Source organism: Pseudomonas sp. 910_23, from assembly GCF_052850795.1.
Map to the genome: position 1 here is coordinate 325830 of NZ_VXCZ01000001.1, position 21974 is coordinate 347803.

18 protein-coding genes are annotated in these 21974 nt (G+C 59.8%); 7 read left to right on the forward strand and 11 right to left on the reverse strand.

Annotated elements, in window-relative coordinates; all coding sequences use genetic code 11:
• Nucleotides 1-103: 103 nt before the first annotated feature.
• From FW800_RS01555 to FW800_RS01580, 6 genes are all read right to left on the reverse strand, one after another.
• Nucleotides 104-403, reverse strand: coding sequence for a hypothetical protein (locus FW800_RS01555; protein WP_169960392.1), 300 nt, complete (start codon nucleotides 401-403; stop codon nucleotides 104-106).
• Nucleotides 404-488: 85 nt separating this feature from the next.
• Nucleotides 489-1283 (reverse strand): helix-turn-helix domain-containing protein, encoded by a 795-nt coding sequence (locus FW800_RS01560; RefSeq protein ID WP_446436826.1) that lies wholly within the window; start codon nucleotides 1281-1283, stop codon nucleotides 489-491.
• A 51-nt stretch (nucleotides 1284-1334) separates the two neighbouring features.
• Nucleotides 1335-1730 (reverse strand): hypothetical protein, encoded by a 396-nt coding sequence (locus FW800_RS01565; protein WP_446436827.1) that lies wholly within the window; start codon nucleotides 1728-1730, stop codon nucleotides 1335-1337.
• 398 nt (nucleotides 1731-2128) lie between these two features.
• Complete coding sequence (locus FW800_RS01570) at nucleotides 2129-2764, reverse strand: recombinase family protein (RefSeq protein ID WP_446436828.1); 636 nt, start codon at nucleotides 2762-2764, stop codon at nucleotides 2129-2131.
• Nucleotides 2765-3302: 538 nt separating this feature from the next.
• Nucleotides 3303-3932 (reverse strand): hypothetical protein, encoded by a 630-nt coding sequence (locus tag FW800_RS01575; protein ID WP_446436829.1) that lies wholly within the window; start codon nucleotides 3930-3932, stop codon nucleotides 3303-3305.
• Nucleotides 3933-4333: 401 nt separating this feature from the next.
• Nucleotides 4334-5410 carry a DUF748 domain-containing protein gene (locus tag FW800_RS01580; protein WP_043046513.1) on the reverse strand — a complete coding sequence of 359 codons (1077 nt, stop codon included), beginning with the start codon at nucleotides 5408-5410 and terminating at the stop codon, nucleotides 4334-4336.
• A 125-nt stretch (nucleotides 5411-5535) separates the two neighbouring features.
• Between FW800_RS01580 and cysK the strand changes: the two genes are divergently transcribed.
• Both cysK and FW800_RS01590 read left to right on the forward strand, forming a co-directional pair.
• Complete coding sequence (gene cysK / locus FW800_RS01585; protein ID WP_032877228.1) at nucleotides 5536-6510, forward strand: cysteine synthase A; 975 nt, start codon at nucleotides 5536-5538, stop codon at nucleotides 6508-6510.
• Nucleotides 6511-6663: 153 nt separating this feature from the next.
• Nucleotides 6664-7602, forward strand: a complete 939-nt coding sequence (locus FW800_RS01590; protein WP_032877227.1) for an aspartyl/asparaginyl beta-hydroxylase domain-containing protein — start codon at nucleotides 6664-6666, stop codon at nucleotides 7600-7602.
• Between the two features lie 138 nt (nucleotides 7603-7740).
• Here the strand turns inward: FW800_RS01590 and acnA are convergent, their stop codons facing one another.
• Nucleotides 7741-10482 carry an aconitate hydratase AcnA gene (gene acnA, locus FW800_RS01595; RefSeq protein WP_446436830.1) on the reverse strand — a complete coding sequence of 914 codons (2742 nt, stop codon included), beginning with the start codon at nucleotides 10480-10482 and terminating at the stop codon, nucleotides 7741-7743.
• A 196-nt stretch (nucleotides 10483-10678) separates the two neighbouring features.
• Here acnA and rlmM point away from each other — a divergent pair, with 196 nt between their 5' ends.
• Nucleotides 10679-11755, forward strand: coding sequence for a 23S rRNA (cytidine(2498)-2'-O)-methyltransferase RlmM (gene rlmM, locus FW800_RS01600; RefSeq protein ID WP_446436831.1), 1077 nt, complete (start codon nucleotides 10679-10681; stop codon nucleotides 11753-11755).
• 129 nt (nucleotides 11756-11884) lie between these two features.
• Complete coding sequence (gene tusA, locus FW800_RS01605) at nucleotides 11885-12130, forward strand: sulfurtransferase TusA (RefSeq protein WP_020302891.1); 246 nt, start codon at nucleotides 11885-11887, stop codon at nucleotides 12128-12130.
• On the opposite strand, the gene FW800_RS01610 is transcribed toward tusA, so the two are convergent.
• Nucleotides 12127-13521, reverse strand: coding sequence for an MATE family efflux transporter (locus FW800_RS01610; protein ID WP_446436832.1), 1395 nt, complete (start codon nucleotides 13519-13521; stop codon nucleotides 12127-12129). The genes tusA and FW800_RS01610 overlap by 4 nt on opposite strands.
• A 168-nt stretch (nucleotides 13522-13689) precedes the next feature.
• On the opposite strand from FW800_RS01610, the gene pdxB reads away from it, so the two are divergent.
• Nucleotides 13690-14832 (forward strand): 4-phosphoerythronate dehydrogenase PdxB, encoded by a 1143-nt coding sequence (gene pdxB, locus FW800_RS01615; protein WP_446436833.1) that lies wholly within the window; start codon nucleotides 13690-13692, stop codon nucleotides 14830-14832.
• Between the two features lie 53 nt (nucleotides 14833-14885).
• Here pdxB and FW800_RS01620 read toward each other — a convergent pair whose 3' ends face one another.
• Nucleotides 14886-15059 (reverse strand): PA1571 family protein, encoded by a 174-nt coding sequence (locus FW800_RS01620; protein WP_005786139.1) that lies wholly within the window; start codon nucleotides 15057-15059, stop codon nucleotides 14886-14888.
• A gap of 236 nt (nucleotides 15060-15295) precedes the next feature.
• Between FW800_RS01620 and FW800_RS01625 the strand changes: the two genes are divergently transcribed.
• Nucleotides 15296-17062 (forward strand): ABC transporter transmembrane domain-containing protein, encoded by a 1767-nt coding sequence (locus tag FW800_RS01625; protein ID WP_223018569.1) that lies wholly within the window; start codon nucleotides 15296-15298, stop codon nucleotides 17060-17062.
• A gap of 135 nt (nucleotides 17063-17197) precedes the next feature.
• Here the strand turns inward: FW800_RS01625 and FW800_RS01630 are convergent, their stop codons facing one another.
• Nucleotides 17198-19126, reverse strand: coding sequence for a transglycosylase SLT domain-containing protein (locus tag FW800_RS01630; RefSeq protein ID WP_078820622.1), 1929 nt, complete (start codon nucleotides 19124-19126; stop codon nucleotides 17198-17200).
• Between the two features lie 213 nt (nucleotides 19127-19339).
• On the opposite strand from FW800_RS01630, the gene FW800_RS01635 reads away from it, so the two are divergent.
• A complete protein-coding gene (locus FW800_RS01635; RefSeq protein WP_446436834.1) occupies nucleotides 19340-21259 on the forward strand; it encodes an ATP-binding cassette domain-containing protein in 1920 nt (639 codons plus the stop codon).
• 182 nt (nucleotides 21260-21441) lie between these two features.
• On the opposite strand, the gene FW800_RS01640 is transcribed toward FW800_RS01635, so the two are convergent.
• Nucleotides 21442-21882, reverse strand: coding sequence for a universal stress protein (locus FW800_RS01640; protein WP_005786147.1), 441 nt, complete (start codon nucleotides 21880-21882; stop codon nucleotides 21442-21444).
• Between the last annotated feature and the right edge of the window lie 92 nt (nucleotides 21883-21974).

Here is a 21974-nt window from a genome sequence, read left to right on the forward strand (position 1 = left end):
GGGTCATATTTCCTAAAGGCAGGGTTAATCCTCCAGCGATGCCGGAAGTTGTAGAGTGCGTTTAAACGTGTGGCCCAGGATCAGGCCGGGAGTGCAGCGTTAATCAGTCCCGCAAACGGCCACGGGCCTTGCGCCCTGTGAGGTCTTGTGAGGCTCTCTCAGCCACGTTCAATCCACGCCGCTGGCCTAGGGCGGTTGCGTCACGGTAACGGGCGTTAGCGCGCAGGGCGAGCCGCTGGCCTGCCGCCCCACCATCGCCTCCATTGGCCAGGGCAACCGCTGCTTTGTACATGGCCCCAGGCTCAGCATCCAGGGCGCGGCGTGCTTCGTGGTCGTCGGTGTTGTGTTGCTCGGATGGTGGCAGCTCGCAGGCAATCAGCAGCTCGTTTAGTGTCAGTTGCATAGGGCTTCTCATTGTTTGTTATTGACCAAGCCGTGGGGTACGCGTACCCATCTGCGTACCCTTTTGCTAGAGGTATAAATACCTATCAATCTTTCTTTCTAGTCAGGTAGGAGCTGATCGTGGACTTGCTACGGCCCGTCAGTTTGGCGATAGCGCCATAGCCAGCGCCCTCACTGCGCATGCGCTCCGCTACAGCCTTCCAGGTGTCGCCTGCCTCCAGCCTTGCCAGTCGAGCGTCTTGCTGCTGCTGATGCTGTACAACGGCTGCAAGAGCGTCCTCAAGCTGGGCCACACGCTGCGCCAGGGTGAAGGCTTCGCCAATCTTCTTGATGCTGTGGGACATGGTGCCGTTGTGGATGCCAGCAACGTCGGTCCCTGCGCGGGTGATGGTTTGCATAACTGGATGATCCTCTAGTTTGGACAAGGCAGCTTTGTTCCGGGAGTCAGTCTTGCGACCACGGATAGCGGATGCCCACTGTGCGGAGCGCGGCATAAATGCACTGTGCGCATTGATCTGTTGGCTTACCGAAGGGCGGGCGCCTTGTCCGATACGGTCCAGGCTGTCGCTGTAGATGAGTTCAACTACGCGCTGTGGTAACTTGTGCGGCTCTACACCCGCCTCTTTCATTGCGGCTGTTACCGCCTTCTTGATGAGCACTCCGACATTAGTTGCCTGTGCTGGGCTCCAGCCTTCCAGGGTGCCGTGTTTCTTTTTAAATGCTTCGGCCTTATCAAGTACAGGTGTGCTTACAGCTATTCCGAGAGCGCGGCACACAACACTAACGGTCATGCCGTCTTGTTGTTCCCATGCGTAGACCTTCGGTTCTGTTGTCATATCCTGCGCAGGCATAGCCCGCAATTGTTCTAACTTGCTGGTCATTGATGTTCATCCATGTAAAACGGGTGCGTTTAAGTTGCGAGTGCAGCGACCTCAGCCCTGGAGTTCCAGGTGCAGGTAATGCAGTCGGCGTTCCGCTTCGGTAGCTGATCGCAGGTCATCGGGTGGCAGCACTACGAGGCGCTGGTTATGGGCAATAGTCCCGAGGCAGTACTGGCGAATGTGTTGCTGGAATGGCTGACCCCGGGTGACAAGGCAGGCTTCGCGCTCCAGCTCCAATAGCACACGATGGACGGATGGCCGGGTCAGCGCGGGGTCTTGCTTGAGGATCATCCCAACCGGGACGAATCCGTGCGTGCTGTTAAGTGTCCTTAACGCCTGCACGACAGCCATCTTGGCCCGTGGCTTGGCACCGTTGTCGCCGTGATAGCGCTTGTATTTCTCCTGGCGATGCCAGGTTGGATCAGTTCCGAAGGTCGGTCTGGTCATTGGTAAATCTCCAGGATGAGATAGCTAATCTCAAGATGCACAGAAACCCCGCATAGCCCTGTGGGCTGCGGGTTCTACGGATCATTGAGGTTGCTTGTCGAGAGGATTAAGGCGGCTCAGGCAGCGTCTCACGGGCTCACAGCGTGGTTGCTGGAGCGTGTATCAGGAGTGAGGATTTGCGTCCGGGTGCGCTTGAGTCTGCGCTACGCTTCAATACTTGGAGCCTGGATCAATGCTGGGTGCCCTGACGAAATAGAACTTCGTCGAACGGTATGCTAGTTCCTGGGTCTCCTACCCCTGAAGTATGTGACAATAAATACATCGTCGAACGTGCTGCTAACGTGCAGCTATCGTGTTTCGCGTCAGGAGGCATTGCACCTCCCACGCAAGTGCGCTGCTTATGCTTCTGCGGGCACCACTGCTTGCATCTGGCGAACCCGCTGCACAGTGTTCGTGCTGCACTTCAGCAGGTCCGCGACTTTGCGAATCGACATACCTGCCTCCAAAAGCGCAGCGATGCGCGAGTGCAGCGCCTCGTCAGTTGCGCGCCCCTTGTAGGCGCCATCGGCCTTGGCCTTCTCGATGCCCTGTGCTTGACGGCGGCGGCGGTCCTCGTAGTCCTTGCGAGCGACAGCGGCGAGCATGTCCAGCAGCATTGCATTCACCGCGCCCAGCATCCGGGCTGTGAAGGCGTCGGTACTTGCATCGGCAGCCATAGCGCCGTGACTTGTTGGTAGGTCCAGGGCAACCACGAGTACGCCCTTAGCGGTCAACTCGGCGCGTAAGGCTTGCCAGTCCGCCTCGGTTAGTCGCGATAGCCGGTCAACCTGTTCAGTCAGAAGCACGTCACCCGGCTCGCAGTCAGCCAGCAGGCGCATAAGCTCAGGCCGTTTCAGGGTGGCACCGCTCTCATTCTCCGTGTAATAGCCAGCGATGCGTTGGCCGTGTTTGTCAGCGAATGCCTTGATGTCCGCTCGGGCACGGCTGGCATCTTGCTCGTTGGTGGAAGCGCGGAGGTAGGCACGGATCATCATGGCGAAGTCTCTGTAGCGGTTTAGGTGTAGCGATGATGAGTGTAGCGATTGAAGTGGTCAAGCTACAATAACGCTACGGATCATTCGACCCGACAAACGGTAGTGCTTGAGGTATACCTAATTCGCTACATGGTGACGAACGCGGCTAGCCATCTAGCCGCGCCACGCGCCTTACTTCCTCTTCTTCTTAGGTGGAGGAGACTTAGGCTTGGGCTTATCAGTTTCTTTCACGGACTCCCTAGGATTGCGCTTCGCTTCACCCTCAGTAATGTATTCCCCAGTTACCGCATCACGATATCTCGTAGGCATAACTACTCCTTGTTAGCTCATCGCCACATTGCGACACCTCTCAAGGTAGTCGATATCGCTGGAGACGCAGGGAACCCCCGGCTCTTGGAGCCACTGGCGTGCTACAGAGGGCCACGGGGGAAAGGGACGTGATGGGATCAGAGAGACCCTCGCGCATAGATATGGCAAATTTTAGGCTGCTCGCATTTCGGTGGGCGAGTGCGCGAAATTTGAGTTCATTGTGAGGTAATTATAGCTGCGCCTTTCCTGAAGACTGCTGCTCTTGAATTGGCTCGGCCCTTCGATAGAGCGCAAGAAGCATTTTTAATTGCACAAGCTCATTACCATTTGTGATCTTTTGTATGGCTTGTACTTGGTCTTGACGTAGGTTGAATTCAGAGGATAGTCGCTTAATTGACTGTTGAATGAATATAATGTCCTCTTGCCTTAGTTTTGATTCCGCTTCATGAACTTTGATTTGACCTAGCCGCCGCTTGTGATAGCTGCTGACTATAGTGTCAAATGTCTTATTGATCGCCAAGGCTGACGCGCAGAGTGAGGTGACTAAAATGCTAACATCTGTAGCTACTGCTATAACACCAGTCAGTTCAATAAATTCGGGTGAGGCGTACTGTATTCTGCTTACTTGGAGGCGATACGCTTCGGGCGTCAGGGAATAGGAGCTCTTGAAGAAGTTTACAACGCTGAAGCCACCACCCCATGGGTAAGTAGAGAAATTCAGACCTACATATAGCCCTTCATTAACGCATTTTAAAACATAGAAAAAACTGTATAGTTGTACGTATTCTTTTGTAACTACCGATAGGTCTTGTAGTTCCCATCGTTTATCTAGCTTTATTTCAATTCTTCCAATGTCCATACGGAATCCTAGTTGCGTTTAAAGCTATAGATTAAATGCGCAGGGTTTGATTTTCACTGTTATAGGTCAGCATTCCCTGGACGGGAGTATGCCGCTTGAAATTTTCTATGGCAATTTAGCATCAGGTAGGTGGTGTGGCAGCAATGTGCGGGCACAAATCCGACATGGAATGGGGCACACGGTCCGGCCACACGTATGTGTCATTGGAGCGGTTCACCGCTGAGAGCCCCGGTTTACAAGGCTTTCAGCAATATCCCTTGTCCAGTCTCTGAATGGCGGGTCACATCAATATCCTGAGCAATGAGGGACATGTGGGAGGGGGCTTGCTCCCGATAGCGGTGGATCAGGTACAGATATAAACCTGACACACCGCTATCGGGAGCAAGCCCCCTCCCACAGGGTTAATCAGCGCTGGGCTTGGGTTGTTCATACCGGGCATTGAACGCCTGGATAAACCCATTGCGCAGAATTGCGATCACCGCAGAAAACGCACTGACATTCTGCTGGTGCACGCTGCCGCTGAGTTCCACGCGGGTGGCGAACTGGTTTTTACGCTGGTTTTTCAGCACCGTTTCGCTGGCTCCGACCACGGCCTCCCAGATTGAGCGGAAGATATTCTTGTCCTTGTTTTCAACATCTTGTTGCCAGTCAAACACCTCTACGTCACGCAGCAGCGGCTTGATGTAGCCGGTGAGTCGGCCATTTTCAGCCTGGGCTTCGATCACCACGTCGCCCGTGCCGGCCTTGAAGTCGAACTTGCCATAGGCCGATGCAAAGTCGTTCATGCGCTTGAGTTGCAGGTCGCGGGCGCGGAAGCGGAACTCGAATTCTTCGAAATCGCTCAGCGGATCAAAGGTGGCATTGGCCTCCAGCGGCGCCTGGCCTTGCAGCAGTGCCTTGCCTTCGAAGCGGGCGTCGCGCTTGCCTTTGACATCCACCACATTGGTCAGGTTGTAGAAGCTGGCGTTGACCCCAGTGGCGTTGATATTGACCCGGGGCTTGGAGCTGAAGTTATGGAAGGCAATCTCGCCGTCTTCGATGCGCACTTCATTGAGGGTGATCGGCAGCAACTTGCGCAGTTGTTCCTGCCAGTCGGTGCCTTTACCCGTCTGGGACGCCTGCTTGTTGGCACCGCCATCGACGAAGTTGATCTGCGGACGCACAAAATGCCCCTCGGCCACGACGGCGTGGTCGTACCAGAGTGAATGCCAGCTCACGGCGAACTCGATCAGCGGCGCCTTCACGAACGGCACCGGGACCTTGCCGTCCACCTTGACGATTTGCAAGCCGTTGATCCGGTAGGCGCCGCGCCACAGGGCCAGGTCCACATCGGCGATTTCGCCGCGGTAATCGCCCATGTTGGCGAGTTTCTCGTTCAGGTAATTGCGCACCAGGTAGGGCAGCGCGATATTCAAGGCAATCAGGACCAGCACCAGAGCGGCGATTGTCCCTAACGGCCAACTGTAACGACGTTTCATGGGGCAGTTCTCCTTGCTTGTAGGAGATTGACTGTTCTGATGAACGCAACGTTCCCCCGTCTGGACGCCCTGGAGAACGAGGCATACCCTTGGGACCTTCTTCAAAGTCGCCAACAGGATCCCTCATGAGCCGTATCTTTGCAGACAACGCGCATTCCATCGGTAACACGCCCCTGGTTCAGATCAACCGCATCGCACCGCGTGGCGTGACGATTCTGGCCAAGATCGAAGGGCGTAACCCGAGTTATTCAGTGAAGTGCCGCATTGGCGCAAGCATGATCTGGGATGCCGAAAGCAGCGGCAAGCTCAAGCCAGGCATGACCATTGTCGAGCCGACTTCCGGCAATACCGGTATCGGCCTGGCGTTTGTCGCGGCGGCCCGTGGCTATAAATTGCTGCTGACCATGCCGGCGTCCATGAGCCTTGAGCGCCGCAAAGTGCTCAAGGCCCTGGGCGCCGAGCTGGTGCTGACCGAGCCGGCCAAGGGCATGAAGGGCGCCATCGAAAAGGCCGGTGAAATCCTCGCCGGCGACCCGACCACCTACTTTATGCCGGCCCAGTTCGAAAACCCGGCCAACCCTGCGATCCACGAGAAAACCACCGGCCCGGAAATCTGGAACGACACCGACGGCGCCGTGGATGTGCTGGTGGCGGGCGTGGGGACCGGCGGCACCATCACCGGGGTGTCACGCTATATCAAGAACACTGCGGGCAAGCCGATCCTGTCGGTGGCCGTGGAACCCATGGTTTCACCGGTGATCACCCAGGCCTTGGCGGGGGAAGAAATCAAGCCCAGCCCCCACAAGATCCAGGGTATCGGCGCCGGGTTTGTGCCAAAAAACCTCGATCTGTCGATGGTCGACCGCGTGGAGTTGGCGACCGACGAAGAGTCCAAGGCCATGGCCCTGCGCCTGATGCAGGAAGAGGGTATCTTGTGCGGTATCTCCTGCGGTGCCGCCATGGCTGTGGCAGTACGCCTGGCCGAGAAGCCGGAAATGCAAGGCAAGACCATCGTGGTGATTTTGCCGGACTCCGGCGAGCGCTACCTGTCGAGCATGTTGTTCAGCGATGTGTTTACCGACCAGGAAAACCAGGCCTGATCTTCAAAGCGGTCCCACAAGGTTGATGTAAGTCATCCGGTCGGCGTGGGCCTTCTGCATAATGGCTCAAGTGTTTATCATGGCCGGCTGTTACGTCTGGTTTCCCGTTGACGCAAGTTTGCCGGCCAGGCGCTTATTTCCAGGAGTTGCTGCATGACCTTTTCTTTGGCCGCCAAACTGTCGGTGTTGCTGCTGTTTATCGGCAGCACGCTGTATGTGCACCTGCGTGGCAAGGCCCGTTTGCCGATGCTGCGCCAGTTCGTCAACCATTCGGCGCTGTTCGCCCCGTATAACGCCTTGATGTACCTGTTTTCCGCGGTGCCGTCCAAGCCGTACCTGGACCGCAGCAAGTTCCCGGAACTGGACGTGCTCAAGGACAACTGGGAAGTGATTCGCGAAGAGGCCATGCACCTGTTCGACGAGGGCTACATCCGCGCCGCTGAAAAGAACAACGACGCCGGTTTCGGTTCGTTCTTCAAGAAAGGCTGGAAGCGCTTCTACCTCAAGTGGTACGACAAACCCCTGCCATCGGCCGAGGCCCTGTGCCCCAAAACCGTGGCCCTGGTCAGCAGCATCCCCAACGTCAAGGGCGCGATGTTCGCGCTGTTGCCGGGCGGCAGCCACCTGAACCCGCACCGCGACCCCTTCGCCGGTTCGTTGCGTTATCACCTGGGGCTGTCCACGCCGAACTCTGACGACTGCCGCATCTTCGTCGACGGCCAGGTCTACGCCTGGCGCGACGGTGAAGACGTGATGTTCGACGAAACCTACGTGCACTGGGTGAAGAACGAAACCGAGCAGACCCGCGTCATCCTGTTCTGCGACATCGAACGGCCGTTGAGCAACCGTGTGATGACCCGCGTCAACCGCTGGGTCAGCAAGCAGCTGGGCCGTGCTACTGCGCCGCAGAACCTCGACGACGAACGCGTGGGCGGCATCAACCAGGCCTATGCCTGGAGCAAGACCTTCAGCGACAAGTTCAGTGGCCAGGTCAAGCAGTGGAAGCGCAAGCATCCCAAGGCGTACCGCATTGCGCGGCCGGTGCTGGCGGTGGTGGTGTTGGTGCTGTTGTGGAAGTGGTTGTTCGGCTGATTGTGATTTCTTAACTTGAAATGCAGCCAAATGTGGGAGGGGGCTTGCTCCCGATAGCTGTGGATCAGTCAGCAAATGCCTAGCTGATACACCGCCATCGGGAGCAAGCCCCCTCCCACATTTGATCTCCAGTGATCTTTAGCTGGCGATCAACTGGCGCAGCACGTAGTGCAAGATCCCACCCGCTTTGAAGTACTCCACTTCATTCAAGGTATCAATCCGGCACAGCACCTCAACCTTCTCGCTGCTGCCATCTTCCCGAGTGATCACCAACGTCAGGTTCATGCGCGGTTCGACCTCGGCATGGGTCAGCCCGAGGATGTCGATCTTCTCCTTGCCGGTGAGCTTGAGCGTCTTGCGGTTCTGGTCCAGCTTGAACTGTAACGGCAACACGCCCATGCCCACCAGGTTGGAGCGGTGGATACGCTCGAAACTCTCGGCGATCACCGCCTTGACCCCCAGCAGGTTGGTACCCTTGGCCGCCCAGTCACGGCTGGAGCCGGTGCCGTATTCCTGGCCGGCAATCACCACCAGCGGCGTGCCTGAGGCCTGGTACTTCATCGACGCATCGTAGATCGCCATCTTCTCGCCGGTGGGGATATACAGCGTATTGCCGCCTTCCTCGCCGCCCAGCATTTCATTGCGGATACGGATGTTGGCAAAGGTGCCGCGCATCATCACTTCATGGTTGCCCCGGCGCGAGCCGTAGGAGTTGAAGTCACGCGGTTCCACCCCTTGCTCGCGCAGGTAGCGTCCGGCCGGGCTGTCGGTCTTGATATTGCCGGCAGGGGAGATGTGGTCGGTGGTCACCGAATCACCGAGCAGGGCCAGGATGTTGGCGCCCTTGACGTCCTTGATCACCGGCAGCGGGCCGGCAATGTCATCGAAGAACGGTGGGTGCTGGATGTAGGTGGAGTCCTTTTGCCACACGTAGGTCGCTGCCTGCGGCACTTCAATCGCCTGCCATTGCTCGTCACCGGCGAACACCTCGGCGTATTCCTTGTGGAACATGCTGGTGCTGACCTGGGCCACTGCGTCGGCGATTTCCTGGCTGCTGGGCCAGATATCTTTCAGGTACACCGGGTTTCCGCTCTGATCGTTACCCAGCGGTTCGCTGCTGATGTCGATGCGCACGGTGCCGGCCAACGCATAGGCGACTACCAGGGGCGGCGAAGCCAGCCAGTTGGTTTTCACCAGCGGGTGCACGCGGCCTTCGAAGTTGCGGTTACCCGACAACACCGAGGCCACGGCGAGGTCGGCCTTCTGGATGGCTTTTTCGATAGGCTCGGGCAACGGCCCGGAGTTACCGATACAGGTGGTGCAGCCGTAGCCCACCAGGTCAAAACCGAGCTTGTCGAGGTACTGGGTGAGGCCCGCGGCTTTGTAATAATCGGTGACCACCTTGGAGCCTGGGGCCAGCGAGGTCTTGACCCAAGGTTTGCGGGTCAGGCCCTTTTCCACGGCCTTTTTCGCCACCAACCCGGCCGCCATCATTACGCTGGGGTTGGAGGTGTTGGTGCAGGAGGTGATGGCGGCGATCACCACCGCGCCGTTTTTCAGGCGATAGGTGTTGCCTTCGTATTCATAATCAGCCTCGCCGACCAGATCGGCGTTGCCCACGGCCACGCCGCCACCGCCTTCACTTTCCAGGCGGCCTTCTTCCTTGCTGGTGGGTTTGAATTGCAGGTCGAGGAAGTCGCTGAACGCTTGGCCGACATTCGGCAGGGATACCCGGTCTTGGGGGCGCTTGGGCCCGGCGAGGCTGGCTTCGACGCTGCCCATGTCCAGGGCCAGGGTGTCGGTGAACACCGGTTCCTGGCCGGCGTTGCGCCACAGGCCCTGGGCCTTGGTGTAGGCCTCCACCAGTTTGACCGTCTCAGCCGGGCGGCCGGACAGGCGCAGGTAGTCCAGCGTCACCTCATCCACTGGGAAAAAGCCGCAGGTAGCGCCGTACTCCGGCGCCATGTTGGCGATGGTGGCGCGGTCGGCCAGGGGCAGGTCGGCCAGGCCGTCGCCGTAGAACTCGACGAACTTGCCCACTACGCCTTTCTTGCGCAGCATTTGTGTAACGGTGAGCACCAGGTCGGTGGCGGTGATGCCTTCCTTGAGCTTGCCGGTGAGCTTGAAGCCGATGACCTCCGGAATCAGCATCGACACCGGCTGGCCGAGCATGGCCGCTTCGGCTTCGATCCCACCCACGCCCCAGCCGAGTACGCCGAGGCCGTTGATCATGGTGGTATGGGAGTCGGTGCCGACCAGGGTGTCGGGGAAGGCGTACGTGCGGCCGTCTTCGTCCTTGGTCCACACGGTGCGGCCCAGGTATTCCAGGTTCACCTGGTGACAGATGCCGGTGCCCGGTGGCACGACGCTGAAGTTGTCGAAGGCGCTCTGGCCCCAGCGCAGGAAGGCGTAGCGTTCGCCGTTGCGCTGCATTTCGATATCGACGTTCTGCTCAAAGGCGCTGGTGGTACCAAACTTGTCGACCATCACCGAGTGGTCGATCACCAGGTCCACCGGCGACAGCGGGTTGATGCGCTGCGGGTCACCGCCGGCCTTGGCCACGGCGGCGCGCATGGCGGCCAGGTCGACCACCGCGGGCACCCCGGTAAAGTCCTGCATCAGCACGCGGGCGGGGCGATACTGGATCTCGCGGTCCGACTGGCGCTCTTTGAGCCAGGCGGCGATGGCTTTGAGGTCGGTGCCGGTAACGGTCTTGGCATCTTCCCAGCGCAGCAGGTTTTCCAGCAGTACCTTGAGCGACATCGGCAGCTTGTCCAGATCACCCAGGCTCTTGGCGGCTTCGGGCAGGCTGAAGTAGTGGTAGGTCTTGCTGTCTATTTGCAGTGTCTTAAGGGTTCTCAGGCTATCAAGGGATGACATTACATGACTCCTTATGGTCCGCACGGCCACGGACCTGGCGGGACGAACAGAGCTAACACGTTAGCGCTGTTTTCATTAGCAGGCTAATAACTGGACTCTATCGCCGAGCCCAAGGTTCCGAACTCGGCTATCATGCGCGCGTTTTCATGACAGGCATTGCGATAGCGCAAGGTCAGTTGATTCACCAGGAGAGTAGATGAACACCCTTTTTATACACTGCCGCCCGGGTTTTGAAGGCGAAGTCTGTTCCGAGATCGCGGAACACGCCGCGCGCCTGAACGTGTCCGGCTACGCCAAGGCCAAGACCGGCAGCGCCTGCGCCGAATTTGTCTGCACGGAAGAAGACGGCGCCCAGCGCTTGATGCACGGCCAGCGCTTCGCCGAGCTGATCTTCCCAAGGCAGTGGGCGCGCGGGGTGTTTATCGACCTGCCGGAAACCGACCGCATCAGTGTGATCCTTACCCACCTGCGCGACTTTCCGGTGTGCGGCAGCCTGTGGTTGGAAATGGTCGACACCAATGACGGCAAGGAACTCTCCAACTTTTGCAAAAAATTCGAAGTGCACCTGCGCAAAGCCCTGCTGGGCGCTGGCCGACTGGTGGACGACCCGAGCAAGCCGCGCCTGTTGCTGACCTTCAAGAGCGGCCGCGAAGTGTTCATGGGGCTGGCCGAGTCGAACAACTCGGCAATGTGGCCGATGGGCATCCCGCGCCTCAAGTTCCCGCGTGACGCGCCCAGCCGCTCGACCTTGAAGCTGGAAGAGGCCTGGCATCACTTTATCCCCCGTGACCAGTGGGACGAGCGCCTGCACGGTGATATGACCGGCGTCGACCTCGGCGCAGCGCCGGGCGGTTGGACCTGGCAACTGGTCAACCGTGGCATGCTGGTCACCGCCATCGACAACGGCCCCATGGCCGAAAGCCTGATGGACACCGGCCTGGTGCAACACTTGATGGCTGACGGCTTCACCTTTGTGCCCAAGCAGCCGGTGGACTGGATGGTCTGCGATATCGTCGAGAAGCCTGCGCGCAACGCGGCGCTGCTGGAAACCTGGATCGGCGAGGGGCATTGCCGTGAGGCGGTGGTCAACCTGAAGTTGCCGATGAAGCAGCGATACGCCGAAGTGAAGCGCCTGCTCGAACGCATCGAAGAGGGCTTCAAGGCGCGTGGCATACGGGTGGAAATCGGTTGCAAGCAGCTGTATCACGACCGAGAGGAAGTGACGTGCCACTTGCGTCGTCTGATAGACATAAAGAAATCCAAAAGCCGCTGATAATAATTGTGGGAGCTGGCTTGCCTGCGAAAGCGGTATAACAGTCGAAATGTATGTTGAATGTGCCCCCGTCATCGCGGGCAAGCCCGCTCCCACATTGTTGAGCGGTGCCAGTTTTAGGAGTGAAGTATGAGTCTTGAACAACCTGTCGACGGCACCCTCGACGCCACCGGCCTCAACTGCCCGGAGCCGGTGATGATGCTGCACCAGCACATCCGTGACCTGCCGGCGGGCGGCTTGCTCAAGGTGATCGCCACCGACCCGTCGACCCGTCGTGATATTCCCAAATTCTGCGTGTTTCTTGACCACGAACTGGTGGATCAACAGGAAGATGCTGGCACCTACCTGTACTGGATCCGCAAGAAAGCCGATTAAGCCAGCGCCTTTTCGGCACGAATGCGCCGGCGTGCACTGCGCGCCAGGCGCACCAGCAACATCCCCGCCGCACAGCTCAAACCCACGATCAGCCCTTGCCATAAACCGCTTGGGCCGCTGGGTTCGCCGAGCCAGTCGGTCAGCCCTAGGGCATAACCCACCGGCAGCCCCACGCCCCAATAGGCGAACAAGGTCAGCACCATGGTCACCCGGGTGTCCTGGTAGCCGCGCAAAGCACCGGCGGCAGTGACCTGAATCGAGTCGGAGAACTGGAACAGCGCCGAGAACACAATCAGCATCGACGCCAGGTGGATGACCACCGGGTCGGGCGTGTAGATCGCCGCGATCTGCTCACGAAACACCAGCATCAGGCTGCACGACAGGCACGCATAGGCCAGTGCAGTGCCCATGCCGACCCCGGCGGCGAAGCGCGCTTCACGCGGTTGGCCACGCCCCAGGGCCTGGCCGACGCGCACGGTCACGGCCATGCTCAGGGAGTAGGGGATCATGAATACCAAAGAACTGACATTCAACGCGATCTGATGGCCGGAAACCACGGTGGCGCCCAGGCTGCCAAGCAACAGGGCAATCACCGCGAATATGCTCGACTCGGCGAAGATCGCTACGCCAATCGGCAGGCCGATGCCCAGGATGCGCTTGATCACCGCCCATTTCGGCCAGTCAAAGCGCTTGAACAGTTCGCTGCTCTGGTACACCGGGCCCCAGCGCGTCCAGCCCGCCAGGCCGAGCATCATCACCCACATCGCAATGGCCGTGGCCCAGCCGCAACCCACGCCGCCCATGGCCGGTACGCCGAAGTGGCCGTAGATGAAGATGTAGTTCAGCGGAATATTCAACGCCAGGCCGCACAGGCCCATGACCATGCTCGGCCGCGTACGGCCCAGGCCATCACTGAAGCAGCGCAGCACGTAATACAGCGCAATTGCCGGCATCCCCGCGGCGATGCCATGCAGGTAACCCATGGACGGCTCGATCAGGTCTGGCTCGACCTTCATCGCATGCAGGATGGGCTCGGCACACAGCAACAGCACTGCACCGCAGAGGCCGACCACCACGGCCAACCACAACGATTGGCGCACCAACGGCCCGATCTCGGTGAGTTTGCCCGCGCCATAGCGCTCGGCCACTTTCGGCGTGGTGGCCAGCAAGGTGCCGGTCATCAGCAGGTACACCGGGATCCAGATCGAGTTACCCAGGCCGACCGCCGCAAGGTCCTGGGGGCTGACACGCCCGGCCATCACCGCATCGACAAAACTCATCGCAGTAGTTGCCAATTGGCCGATCATGATCGGCAAGGCCAGCGTCAGCAGGCCGCGCACTTCCCGGCTGATGCGGGCGGGGCGGGAAAGGGTAGCGGTGGCAGTGTTCACGTACAGGTGTCCAATAAAAAAGCAGTCGCAAGGACGGCGGATTCTACGCTTTGACGCAGTGGTCAGGAAAAAACCTGTGTTGCTGATTTGTAATGCAGTCCCACAGGGATCTGTTGTGTTAGTTGAATCCCATGCCTGTACACTGCTGATCCGCCAAAGGAGCCTGCCATGCTGATTGTTGCCGACGAGAATATTCCGCTGCTTGATGACTTTTTCCAGGGGTTTGGCGAGATTCGCCGCGTGCCTGGGCGGTCCATCGACCGCGCGACCGTCGAGCAGGCCGACGTGCTGCTGGTGCGCTCGGTGACCAACGTCAACCGTGCCCTGCTCGAAGGCAGCAACGTACGCTTTGTCGGCACCTGCACCATCGGCACCGACCATCTGGACCTGGACTTTTTCAAGCGGGCAGGGATCCAGTGGGCCAGCGCGCCTGGCTGCAATGCGCGGGGGGTTGTGGATTACGTACTCGGCAGCTTGCACACCCTGGCCGAAATCGAAGGCGTCGAGTTGGGCTCGCGCACCTACGGTGTCGTTGGTGCCGGTGAGGTGGGCGGGCGACTGGTCAAGGTCCTCAAGGGCCTGGGTTGGAACGTGCTGGTGTGCGACCCGCCGCGCCAGATCGCCGAGGAAGGCGACTACGTCAGCCTGCAACAGATCATCGAGCAGTGCGATGTAATCAGCTTGCACACGCCGCTGATCAAGTCCGGCAATGGCGCCACCTGGCATTTATTCGACCGCCAGCGCCTGGAGCAACTCAAGCCCGGCACCTGGCTGATCAACGCCAGCCGTGGCGCGGTGGTGGACAACGCCGCGCTGCGCGAGGTGCTGCTGGCCCGTGAAGACCTGCAAGCGGTGCTGGATGTGTGGGAAGGCGAGCCGCAAGTGGACGTCGACCTGGCTGACCTGTGCGTGCTGGCCACGCCGCATATCGCCGGCTACAGCCTCGATGGCAAGCAGCGCGGCACCGCGCAGATCTACCAGGCGTTCTGCGCGCACCTGGGCCAGGAGCCGACTGTTCAGCTCAGTGATTTATTGCCGGCACCGTGGCTGGCCGAAGTCCACCTGAACGCTTCAACCGATCCGGCCTGGGCACTGGCGGCCCTGTGCCGCAGCGTGTACGACCCGCGCCGTGATGATGCAGATTTTCGTCGCAGCCTGGTGGGGACCGTGCAGGAGCAGCGCCAGTCCTTCGATTTGCTGCGCAAGCACTACCCGCAGCGCCGTGAGATAGATGGCCTGAAAGTGCGCATCAAGGGCGAGTCGACGGCGCTGTCGGCTATCGTTTCGGCTCTGGGCGCTGAAACGCTGTAAACACCCATAAAAAACCCGGCCACCTGGGCCGGGTTTGAAAGAGCGTGGGCACTTCAGCCTTGCTGGGCAGGTTTGACCAGTCGCTGTTCCAGCTCGCTGCAGGCTTGCTGGATCATCTCTTCGGTAATCTGCACTTCGTGGCCCTTGGCATCGATATACGAGCAAGGCAACACCTGCTGCTGGCGGATCACTTCAATCTTGGCGTTGCTGCTATCTTGCAAGGTCATGGCCTGTCTCCTCATCAGGTTGTGTACCTATCTTAAATCCCCCGCATGAACGCGCTGTTACAACTCCTTGCACGCTCATCGGTTCGAACACCCAGTCCACCAGAAACCGGTACATATTTCCAGATGAGTCTTAGACCGATAGCCTCTAGCGGCCTGTATCGGCGGGCATAATTAACCTGACTCATTGTTATTTGCGCAAGTTCCCCCAATGTTGAAGTACAGATTCCTCATTGGTGGTGCCTTCCATGCTCTCAACCCGTCAACGCCGTGCGATCCGCCTGGCCAGCCGCTTTATTGCGCCCTACCGCTGGCAGGCCCTGGGCGCCTTGCTGGCGCTGATCGTCACCGCCGGCATCACCTTGTCCATGGGGCAGGGCATTCGCCTTCTGGTCGACCAGGGTTTCATGACCCAGTCACCGCACTTGCTCAACCAGTCCATCGGCTTGTTCATGGTGCTGGTACTGGGCCTGGCTGTGGGTACGTTCACGCGGTTTTACCTGGTGTCGTGGATTGGCGAGCGCGTGGTGGCCGATATTCGCCGGCAAGTGTTCAATCACTTGATCTACCTGCACCCAGGCTTCTATGAGAACAACCGCAGCTCGGAGATCCAGTCGCGGCTGACCACCGATACCACGTTGCTGCAATCGGTGATCGGCTCATCGCTGTCGCTGTTCCTGCGCAACGCCCTGATGGTCATCGGCGGCATCGTGTTGCTGTTCATCACCAACCCCAAGCTCACCAGCATCGTGGTGGTGGCGCTGCCGCTGGTACTGGCGCCGATCCTGATCTTCGGGCGCCGGGTGCGCAGCCTGTCGCGTCTGAGCCAGGATCGTATTGCCGACGTCGGCAGCTATGTCGCCGAGACCTTGGGCCAGATCAAAACGGTGCAGGCCTACAACCACCAGGTGCAGGACGAACAGCGTTTCGCTGTTACCGTGGAGGACGCGTTCACCACCGCACGTAAACGCATCCTGCAACGCTCCTGGCTGATAACCCTGGTGATCATGCTGGTGCTCGGCGCCGTGGGCGTGATGCTATGGGTAGGTGGCATGGACGTGATCAGCGGGCGCATTTCCGGCGGTGAGCTGGCGGCGTTTGTGTTCTATAGCCTGATAGTCGGCAGTGCGGTTGGCACTCTGAGCGAAGTGCTCGGCGAGTTGCAGCGCGCTGCCGGTGCGGCCGAGCGTATCGGTGAGCTGTTGCAGTCGAGCAACGACATCCAGGCGCCGGCCGATGGCAGCGAACGCTTGCCGCAGCGGGTCAGTGGCCGCATGGAGCTGCAAGATCTGCGCTTTTGCTACCCCTCACGGCCGGACAGTTACGCCATTGATGGCTTGAACCTGACCATCAATCCCGGCGAAACCCTGGCGCTGGTAGGCCCATCAGGCGCGGGTAAATCGACAATCTTCGACCTGCTGCTGCGCTTCTACGATCCCCAGCAAGGGCGCATCCTGCTCGAAGGCCGCCCGCTGACCGAGCTGGACCCCCTGGACCTGCGTCGCCACTTTGCACTGGTGTCCCAGAGCCCGGCGCTGTTTTTCGGCAGCGTCGAGGACAACATTCGCTACGGCAACCCGTCCGCCACCATGTCCCAGGTCGAAGCCGCTGCGCGCATCGCCCACGCCCACGATTTCATCCTGCAGATGCCCGACGGCTACCAGACCCACCTCGGCGACGGTGGCATGGGCCTCTCTGGCGGCCAGCGCCAACGCCTGGCCATCGCCCGCGCCTTGTTGGTCGACGCGCCGATCCTGCTGCTGGACGAAGCCACCAGCGCCCTCGACGCGCAGAGTGAGCACCTGATCCAGCAAGCGCTGCCGCAATTGATGCAAGGAAGAACCACGCTGGTGATCGCTCACCGTCTGGCGACCGTCAAGAATGCCGATCGAATAGCGGTGATGGATCAGGGCAAACTGGTGGCGGTGGGCACGCACCAGGAGTTGATTGCGAGCAATCCACTGTATGCGCGGTTGGCGGCGCTGCAGTTCAGCGCAGATCACTAGCGCCATAAGCATTGCAGAAATGCCAATGTGAGAGGGGGCTTGCTCCCGATAGCAGAGTGTCAATCAGCAGTTTTGTTGCTGACCCACCGCTATCGGGAGCAAGCCCCCTCCCACATTGGAAGCAGGTTCAGTGCCTTACTGGTCGTCGAAGTACCGCTCATGCCAATCCACCAGCGGCTGCGGCGAATTGAGCTTCTGCCCGTAGATCACCGAATAAGACAGCACGTTCTGCACATACTGGCGGGTTTCGTCGAACGGGATGCTTTCAACCCACACATCGAAGCTCAGGTGGTCTGCACCGCGCAGCCATTGGCGTACGCGGCCGGGGCCGGCGTTGTAGGCGGCGGAAGCGAGCACACGGTTGCCGTTGAACTGGCTGTGCACCTGGCTCAGGTAGGCGGCGCCGAGCTGGATATTTTTATCCGGGTCCAGCACCTGGGCCGGGGAGGCCAGGGGGATGCTGAATTTGCGTGCGGTTTCCTTGGCGGTGCCGGGCATCAGTTGCATCAAGCCGCTGGCGCCCACGCCGGAGCGGGCGTCGTCCATAAACGCGCTTTCCTGACGCGTGATGGCAAATATCCAGCTTGAATGCAGGCCGCGCACCTTGGCTTCGCGCACCAGGGTATCGCGGTGCGCCATCGGGAAACGGATGTCCAGGTCGTCCCAGTACTGCGCCTGGCTGATGGTACGGATCGCCGGGAAGTACCACTTCATGTCGTAGGCCAGCTTGGCCTGGGCGACCATCTCGTCACGGTTGAAGTGCCGGCTGACGTGGTACCACTCGCGGCGACCGTCCACGATCTGGCCACGGGCGTAGAACTCCAGGGCGCGGCGCACCCCGGGGGTATTGCGGACCTTGTTGACCAATGCCTGGCTCATCACCAGCGGCTTGTTGTTCAGTTGGTAAGGGGATTTGGAACGGTCAGCAGCAAGGAAACCGTAGAAGTCCCGTTCCTTAGCCACGTTTTTGTACAGCACCAGGGCCTGCGGGTTTTTCGGTTCGGCCAGCTCCAGGCTGCGCGCCTGCCAGTAGCGCCAGCGGTTAGTGGTGGCCAGGTCTTGTGGGAGTTTGCGGGTCAACTGGTAGGCATCTTCCCAGCGTGCCAGGCGCAACAGCAGGCGCAGGCGCCATTCGGACACGGTGTTGTCGCGCAGTTCCGGATCGTACTTGGTCATCACGTCCAGCGCACGTGGGTCGAAGCGCTTGGCCAGGGTCAGGCCAATCTCGCGGGCAATCGACACCTTTTCGTCACGGGAGAAGTGCATGCTGCTGGCGTAGCCGTCGAGCAGGGCCATGGCCTTGTCCGGATCCTGGCGGGCCAGGCGGCGCAGGCCCAGGCCGACGGCGTCAGACATCGCCTCGGTGGCCGGCAGGAAGCGTGACGGATCGCTGAGCATGTCAGGCTTTTGCGCCACATCCACCATCAGGCGGCCTTGGGCGCCTAGGGTTGGCAGGGTCTTCACCAGGCTGTTGGCCAGCGCGTAATTGCGGGCTTCGGCGGCGAGCTTGGTGCGGTCCCAAATCTTCTGTTCGGTCAGTTGGCCGGCAGCGGCCCATTGGCCGAAGGTGGCGTCACAGGCGGCGGGCTGGGATTTGCCGGTCATCCACAACTTTTCGGCGGTCTTGTAGCCTTCAGCCTTCAGATTGTGGCTGAGCTGGTACTGGCCATGCAGGCAGTCCAGCTCGACGAAATTGAGCTTGGTGTCGTAGTACTTTTCAAAGGTCTGCCAATCGCCACGCTCGGCCAGCCAGCGCAGCCAACGCAGTTTCATCCAGTTGGCCTGGGGCAGGTCGCCGTGTTTGGCGAGGAACTGTTCGATTTCCTCGTTGCTCGCGGTTTTCAGGCGTGCAGTCAGCTCGTCATACGCCAGGTACGGCGTGAGCGGGTAGTCGGCCAGGGCCTGGCTGTATTGCATGTACGGGCCGCTGTCGCCCTTGGCCAGGGCGCGTTTGGCTTGATCGTAATACTGACGTTGGGTGGTGAGGTCCACCGCCTGGGCGGTTTGAACGGCAGTGGCGGAAAGAAGCAGACAAGATAAAAAGTTGAAAAGGCGACTGCGCATGAGACGTCCGTGCAGAGAAATCACGACTAGCACCGGCACTGCCGACACTGATTGCCCCTAGCTTAGCCTTTTGCCAGCGGCCCGCGAAAGCTTTGCCGTCTGGTTCGTTCAAGTTCGCCGGAAATGTCCTACAGAACGTGTCAATAGAGAAAATGCCGACCGCATCCCACCCTCAAGTCAGGTAGAATGCGCGCCCAGTTTTTGGAGAAGCGTATGACCCTGCTCAAATTCAGCGATGTGTCCCTTGCTTTCGGCGCCATGCCGTTGTTGGACAAGGTGTCCTGGCAGATCGCCCGTGGTGAGCGGGTGTGCATCATCGGCCGCAACGGCACCGGCAAGTCCAGCATGATGAAGCTGGTAAAAGGCGACCAGAAGCCTGATGACGGCTCTGTCTGGCGTGCCCCGGGCCTCAAGATCGGCGAATTGCCGCAGGAATTGCCGGTGGCCGACGGACGGACAGTGTTCGACGTGGTTGCCGAAGGCCTGGACGGCGTCGGCGAGTTGCTCGCGCAATACCATCACCTGGCGCAGAACTGCGTCACCGAGGAAGACCTGGACAAGCTGATGCACGTCCAGCAAGACCTCGAAGCCCGTGACGGCTGGCGCTTGCAGCAACTGGTGGACAGCACCCTGAGCCGCCTGCAACTGCCGGCCGACAAGACCCTCGCCGAGTTGTCCGGTGGCTGGCGTCGTCGTGTACTGCTGGCCCAGGCCCTGGTGTCCGAGCCGGACCTGCTGCTGCTCGACGAACCGACCAACCACCTGGACATCGGCGCCATTGCCTGGCTTGAAGAAGCCATCAAGGACTTCCAGGGCGCCGTGCTGTTTATCACGCACGACCGTGCTTTCCTGCAGAGCCTGGCCACGCGCATCCTCGAGCTGGACCGTGGCGGCCTGATCGACTGGAACGGCGACTACGCCAGCTTCCTGGTGCACAAGGAAGCCGCCCTGGCTGCCGAAGAAACCGCCAACGCGCTGTTTGACAAAAAGCTGGCCCAGGAAGAAGTCTGGATCCGCCAGGGCATCAAGGCCCGTCGCACCCGTAACGAAGGCCGCGTACGTGCCTTGAAAGCCTTGCGCGTGGAGCGCAGTGAGCGCCGCGAGCGTACCGGCAAGGCCAATATCCAGCTGGACACCGCCGACAAGTCGGGCAAGCAGGTAATGGTGCTGGAGAATGTCAGCTTCCATCACCCGGACGGCCCGTTCCTGATCAAAGACTTCTCCATGGTCCTGCAACGCGGCGACCGTATCGGCCTGCTGGGCGCCAACGGCACCGGCAAGACCACCTTGCTCAAGCTGATGCTCAGCGGTCTGCAGCCGACCAGCGGCAAGGTGGAAGAGGGCACACGCATCGACGTGGCCTACTTTGACCAGTTGCGCCACCAGTTGGACCTGGAAAAGACCGTGATCGACAACGTCGCCGAAGGTCGCGACTTTATCGACATCGACGGCCAGAGCCGCCACGTACTCAGCTACCTGGGCGACTTCCTGTTCAGCCCGCAACGTGCACGTACCCCGGTCAAGGCCCTGTCGGGTGGTGAGCGCGCGCGTTTGCTGCTGGCCAAGCTGTTCAGCAAACCGGCCAACCTGCTGGTGCTCGACGAACCGACCAACGACCTCGATGTGGAAACCCTCGAGTTGCTCGAAGAAGTGCTGCTGACGTTCAACGGCACTGTGCTGATGGTCAGCCACGACCGGGAATTCCTCGACAACGTGGTCACCAGCACCCTGGTCTTCGAAGGTGAAGGCAAGGTGCGCGAATACGTCGGTGGTTACCAGGACTGGTTGCGTCAGGGTGGTTCGCCACGTCTGCTGGGCGTGACCGAGAGCAAGTCCGGCAAGGCCGACCTGAATACGGCGGTGGTGGCTCCTGTGCAAGAGGCTGCACCGGCCCAGGAAGCTGCACCCGCGGCCAAGAAGAAACTCAGCTACAAGCTGCAGCGTGAGCTGGAAGCCTTGCCGGGTGAGATCGACGCCAAGGAACAGCAGATTGCTGCGGTCGAAGCTGAAATGGCTGACGCCGGTTTCTATCTGCGACCCGCAGCTGAAACCGCCAAGGTCATCGCTTCCCTGGAGGCGTTGAACCAGGAGCTGGAAGCGTTGGTTGAGCGTTGGGCCGAGCTGGATGCCTGAGTGATTGCACCGCAATAAAAAAGCCCGGCACTCTTCTATGAGCGCCGGGCTTTTTAATATGAAATGCGATTCAACTGTGGGAGCTGGCTTGCCTGCGATAGCGGTGTAACAGCCACCTGATGCATCAACTGACAGGCTGCTATCGCAGGCAAGTCAGCTCCCATATTAGACCTTCATCGGTCTTACGAGCTCTTTGCCAGTTTGACGGCCAGTACATCGCAAGGCGCGCCGTGCAATACATCATTGGCGGTGGAGCCCAGCAACAGTGCCAGGCCATGACGGCCGTGGCTGCCGACCACGATCAGGTCACAGGCCTTTTCCTTGGCCAAGTGGTGGATTTCCTGGCGCGGCTGGCCGTATGTCAGGTGGCAGTCTTCCTTTTTCAGGTGCGGGTATTTGAGAATCAAACGGTCCAGGCGCTCCTTGGCCTGGTCGAATTGTTGTTGCTGCAACTGGGAAAGGTCCATCGGTACGTCACCGCCAAAGGCCATGGCCATGGGCTCGACGATATGCACCAGCGACAGTATGGCGCCATTGGCCAATGCGGATTCCTGCGCGCGCTTGATCACCGGATCGCACTCTTCGGTCAGATCGACAGCGACCAGAATATGTTTGTAGGGCATGAGGCGTTCCTCCAAGGGACTGCAATAAGTTCAGTATGGCTGCTTTCAAGCGGATGGGGTTGCGTCAGGTCAAATCCGCTCATCTAGAAATT

What these genes read in the sequence shown, in the direction of transcription:
- tusA (WP_020302891.1), top strand. Translation starts at nt 11,885, where the DNA reads ATGAGTCTTGAACAACCTGTCGACGGCACCCTCGACGCCACCGGCCTC.
- rlmM (WP_446436831.1), top strand. Translation starts at nt 10,679, where the DNA reads ATGAACACCCTTTTTATACACTGCCGCCCGGGTTTTGAAGGCGAAGTC.
- FW800_RS01560 (WP_446436826.1), bottom strand. Translation starts at nt 1,283, where the DNA reads ATGACCAGCAAGTTAGAACAATTGCGGGCTATGCCTGCGCAGGATATG.
- FW800_RS01620 (WP_005786139.1), bottom strand. Translation starts at nt 15,059, where the DNA reads ATGACCTTGCAAGATAGCAGCAACGCCAAGATTGAAGTGATCCGCCAG.
- cysK (WP_032877228.1), top strand. Translation starts at nt 5,536, where the DNA reads ATGAGCCGTATCTTTGCAGACAACGCGCATTCCATCGGTAACACGCCC.
- FW800_RS01555 (WP_169960392.1), bottom strand. Translation starts at nt 403, where the DNA reads ATGCAACTGACACTAAACGAGCTGCTGATTGCCTGCGAGCTGCCACCA.
- FW800_RS01590 (WP_032877227.1), top strand. Translation starts at nt 6,664, where the DNA reads ATGACCTTTTCTTTGGCCGCCAAACTGTCGGTGTTGCTGCTGTTTATC.
- FW800_RS01635 (WP_446436834.1), top strand. Translation starts at nt 19,340, where the DNA reads ATGACCCTGCTCAAATTCAGCGATGTGTCCCTTGCTTTCGGCGCCATG.
- FW800_RS01570 (WP_446436828.1), bottom strand. Translation starts at nt 2,764, where the DNA reads ATGATGATCCGTGCCTACCTCCGCGCTTCCACCAACGAGCAAGATGCC.
- FW800_RS01575 (WP_446436829.1), bottom strand. Translation starts at nt 3,932, where the DNA reads ATGGACATTGGAAGAATTGAAATAAAGCTAGATAAACGATGGGAACTA.
- FW800_RS01580 (WP_043046513.1), bottom strand. Translation starts at nt 5,410, where the DNA reads ATGAAACGTCGTTACAGTTGGCCGTTAGGGACAATCGCCGCTCTGGTG.
- pdxB (WP_446436833.1), top strand. Translation starts at nt 13,690, where the DNA reads ATGCTGATTGTTGCCGACGAGAATATTCCGCTGCTTGATGACTTTTTC.
- FW800_RS01565 (WP_446436827.1), bottom strand. Translation starts at nt 1,730, where the DNA reads ATGACCAGACCGACCTTCGGAACTGATCCAACCTGGCATCGCCAGGAG.
- FW800_RS01630 (WP_078820622.1), bottom strand. Translation starts at nt 19,126, where the DNA reads ATGCGCAGTCGCCTTTTCAACTTTTTATCTTGTCTGCTTCTTTCCGCC.
- FW800_RS01640 (WP_005786147.1), bottom strand. Translation starts at nt 21,882, where the DNA reads ATGCCCTACAAACATATTCTGGTCGCTGTCGATCTGACCGAAGAGTGC.
- acnA (WP_446436830.1), bottom strand. Translation starts at nt 10,482, where the DNA reads ATGTCATCCCTTGATAGCCTGAGAACCCTTAAGACACTGCAAATAGAC.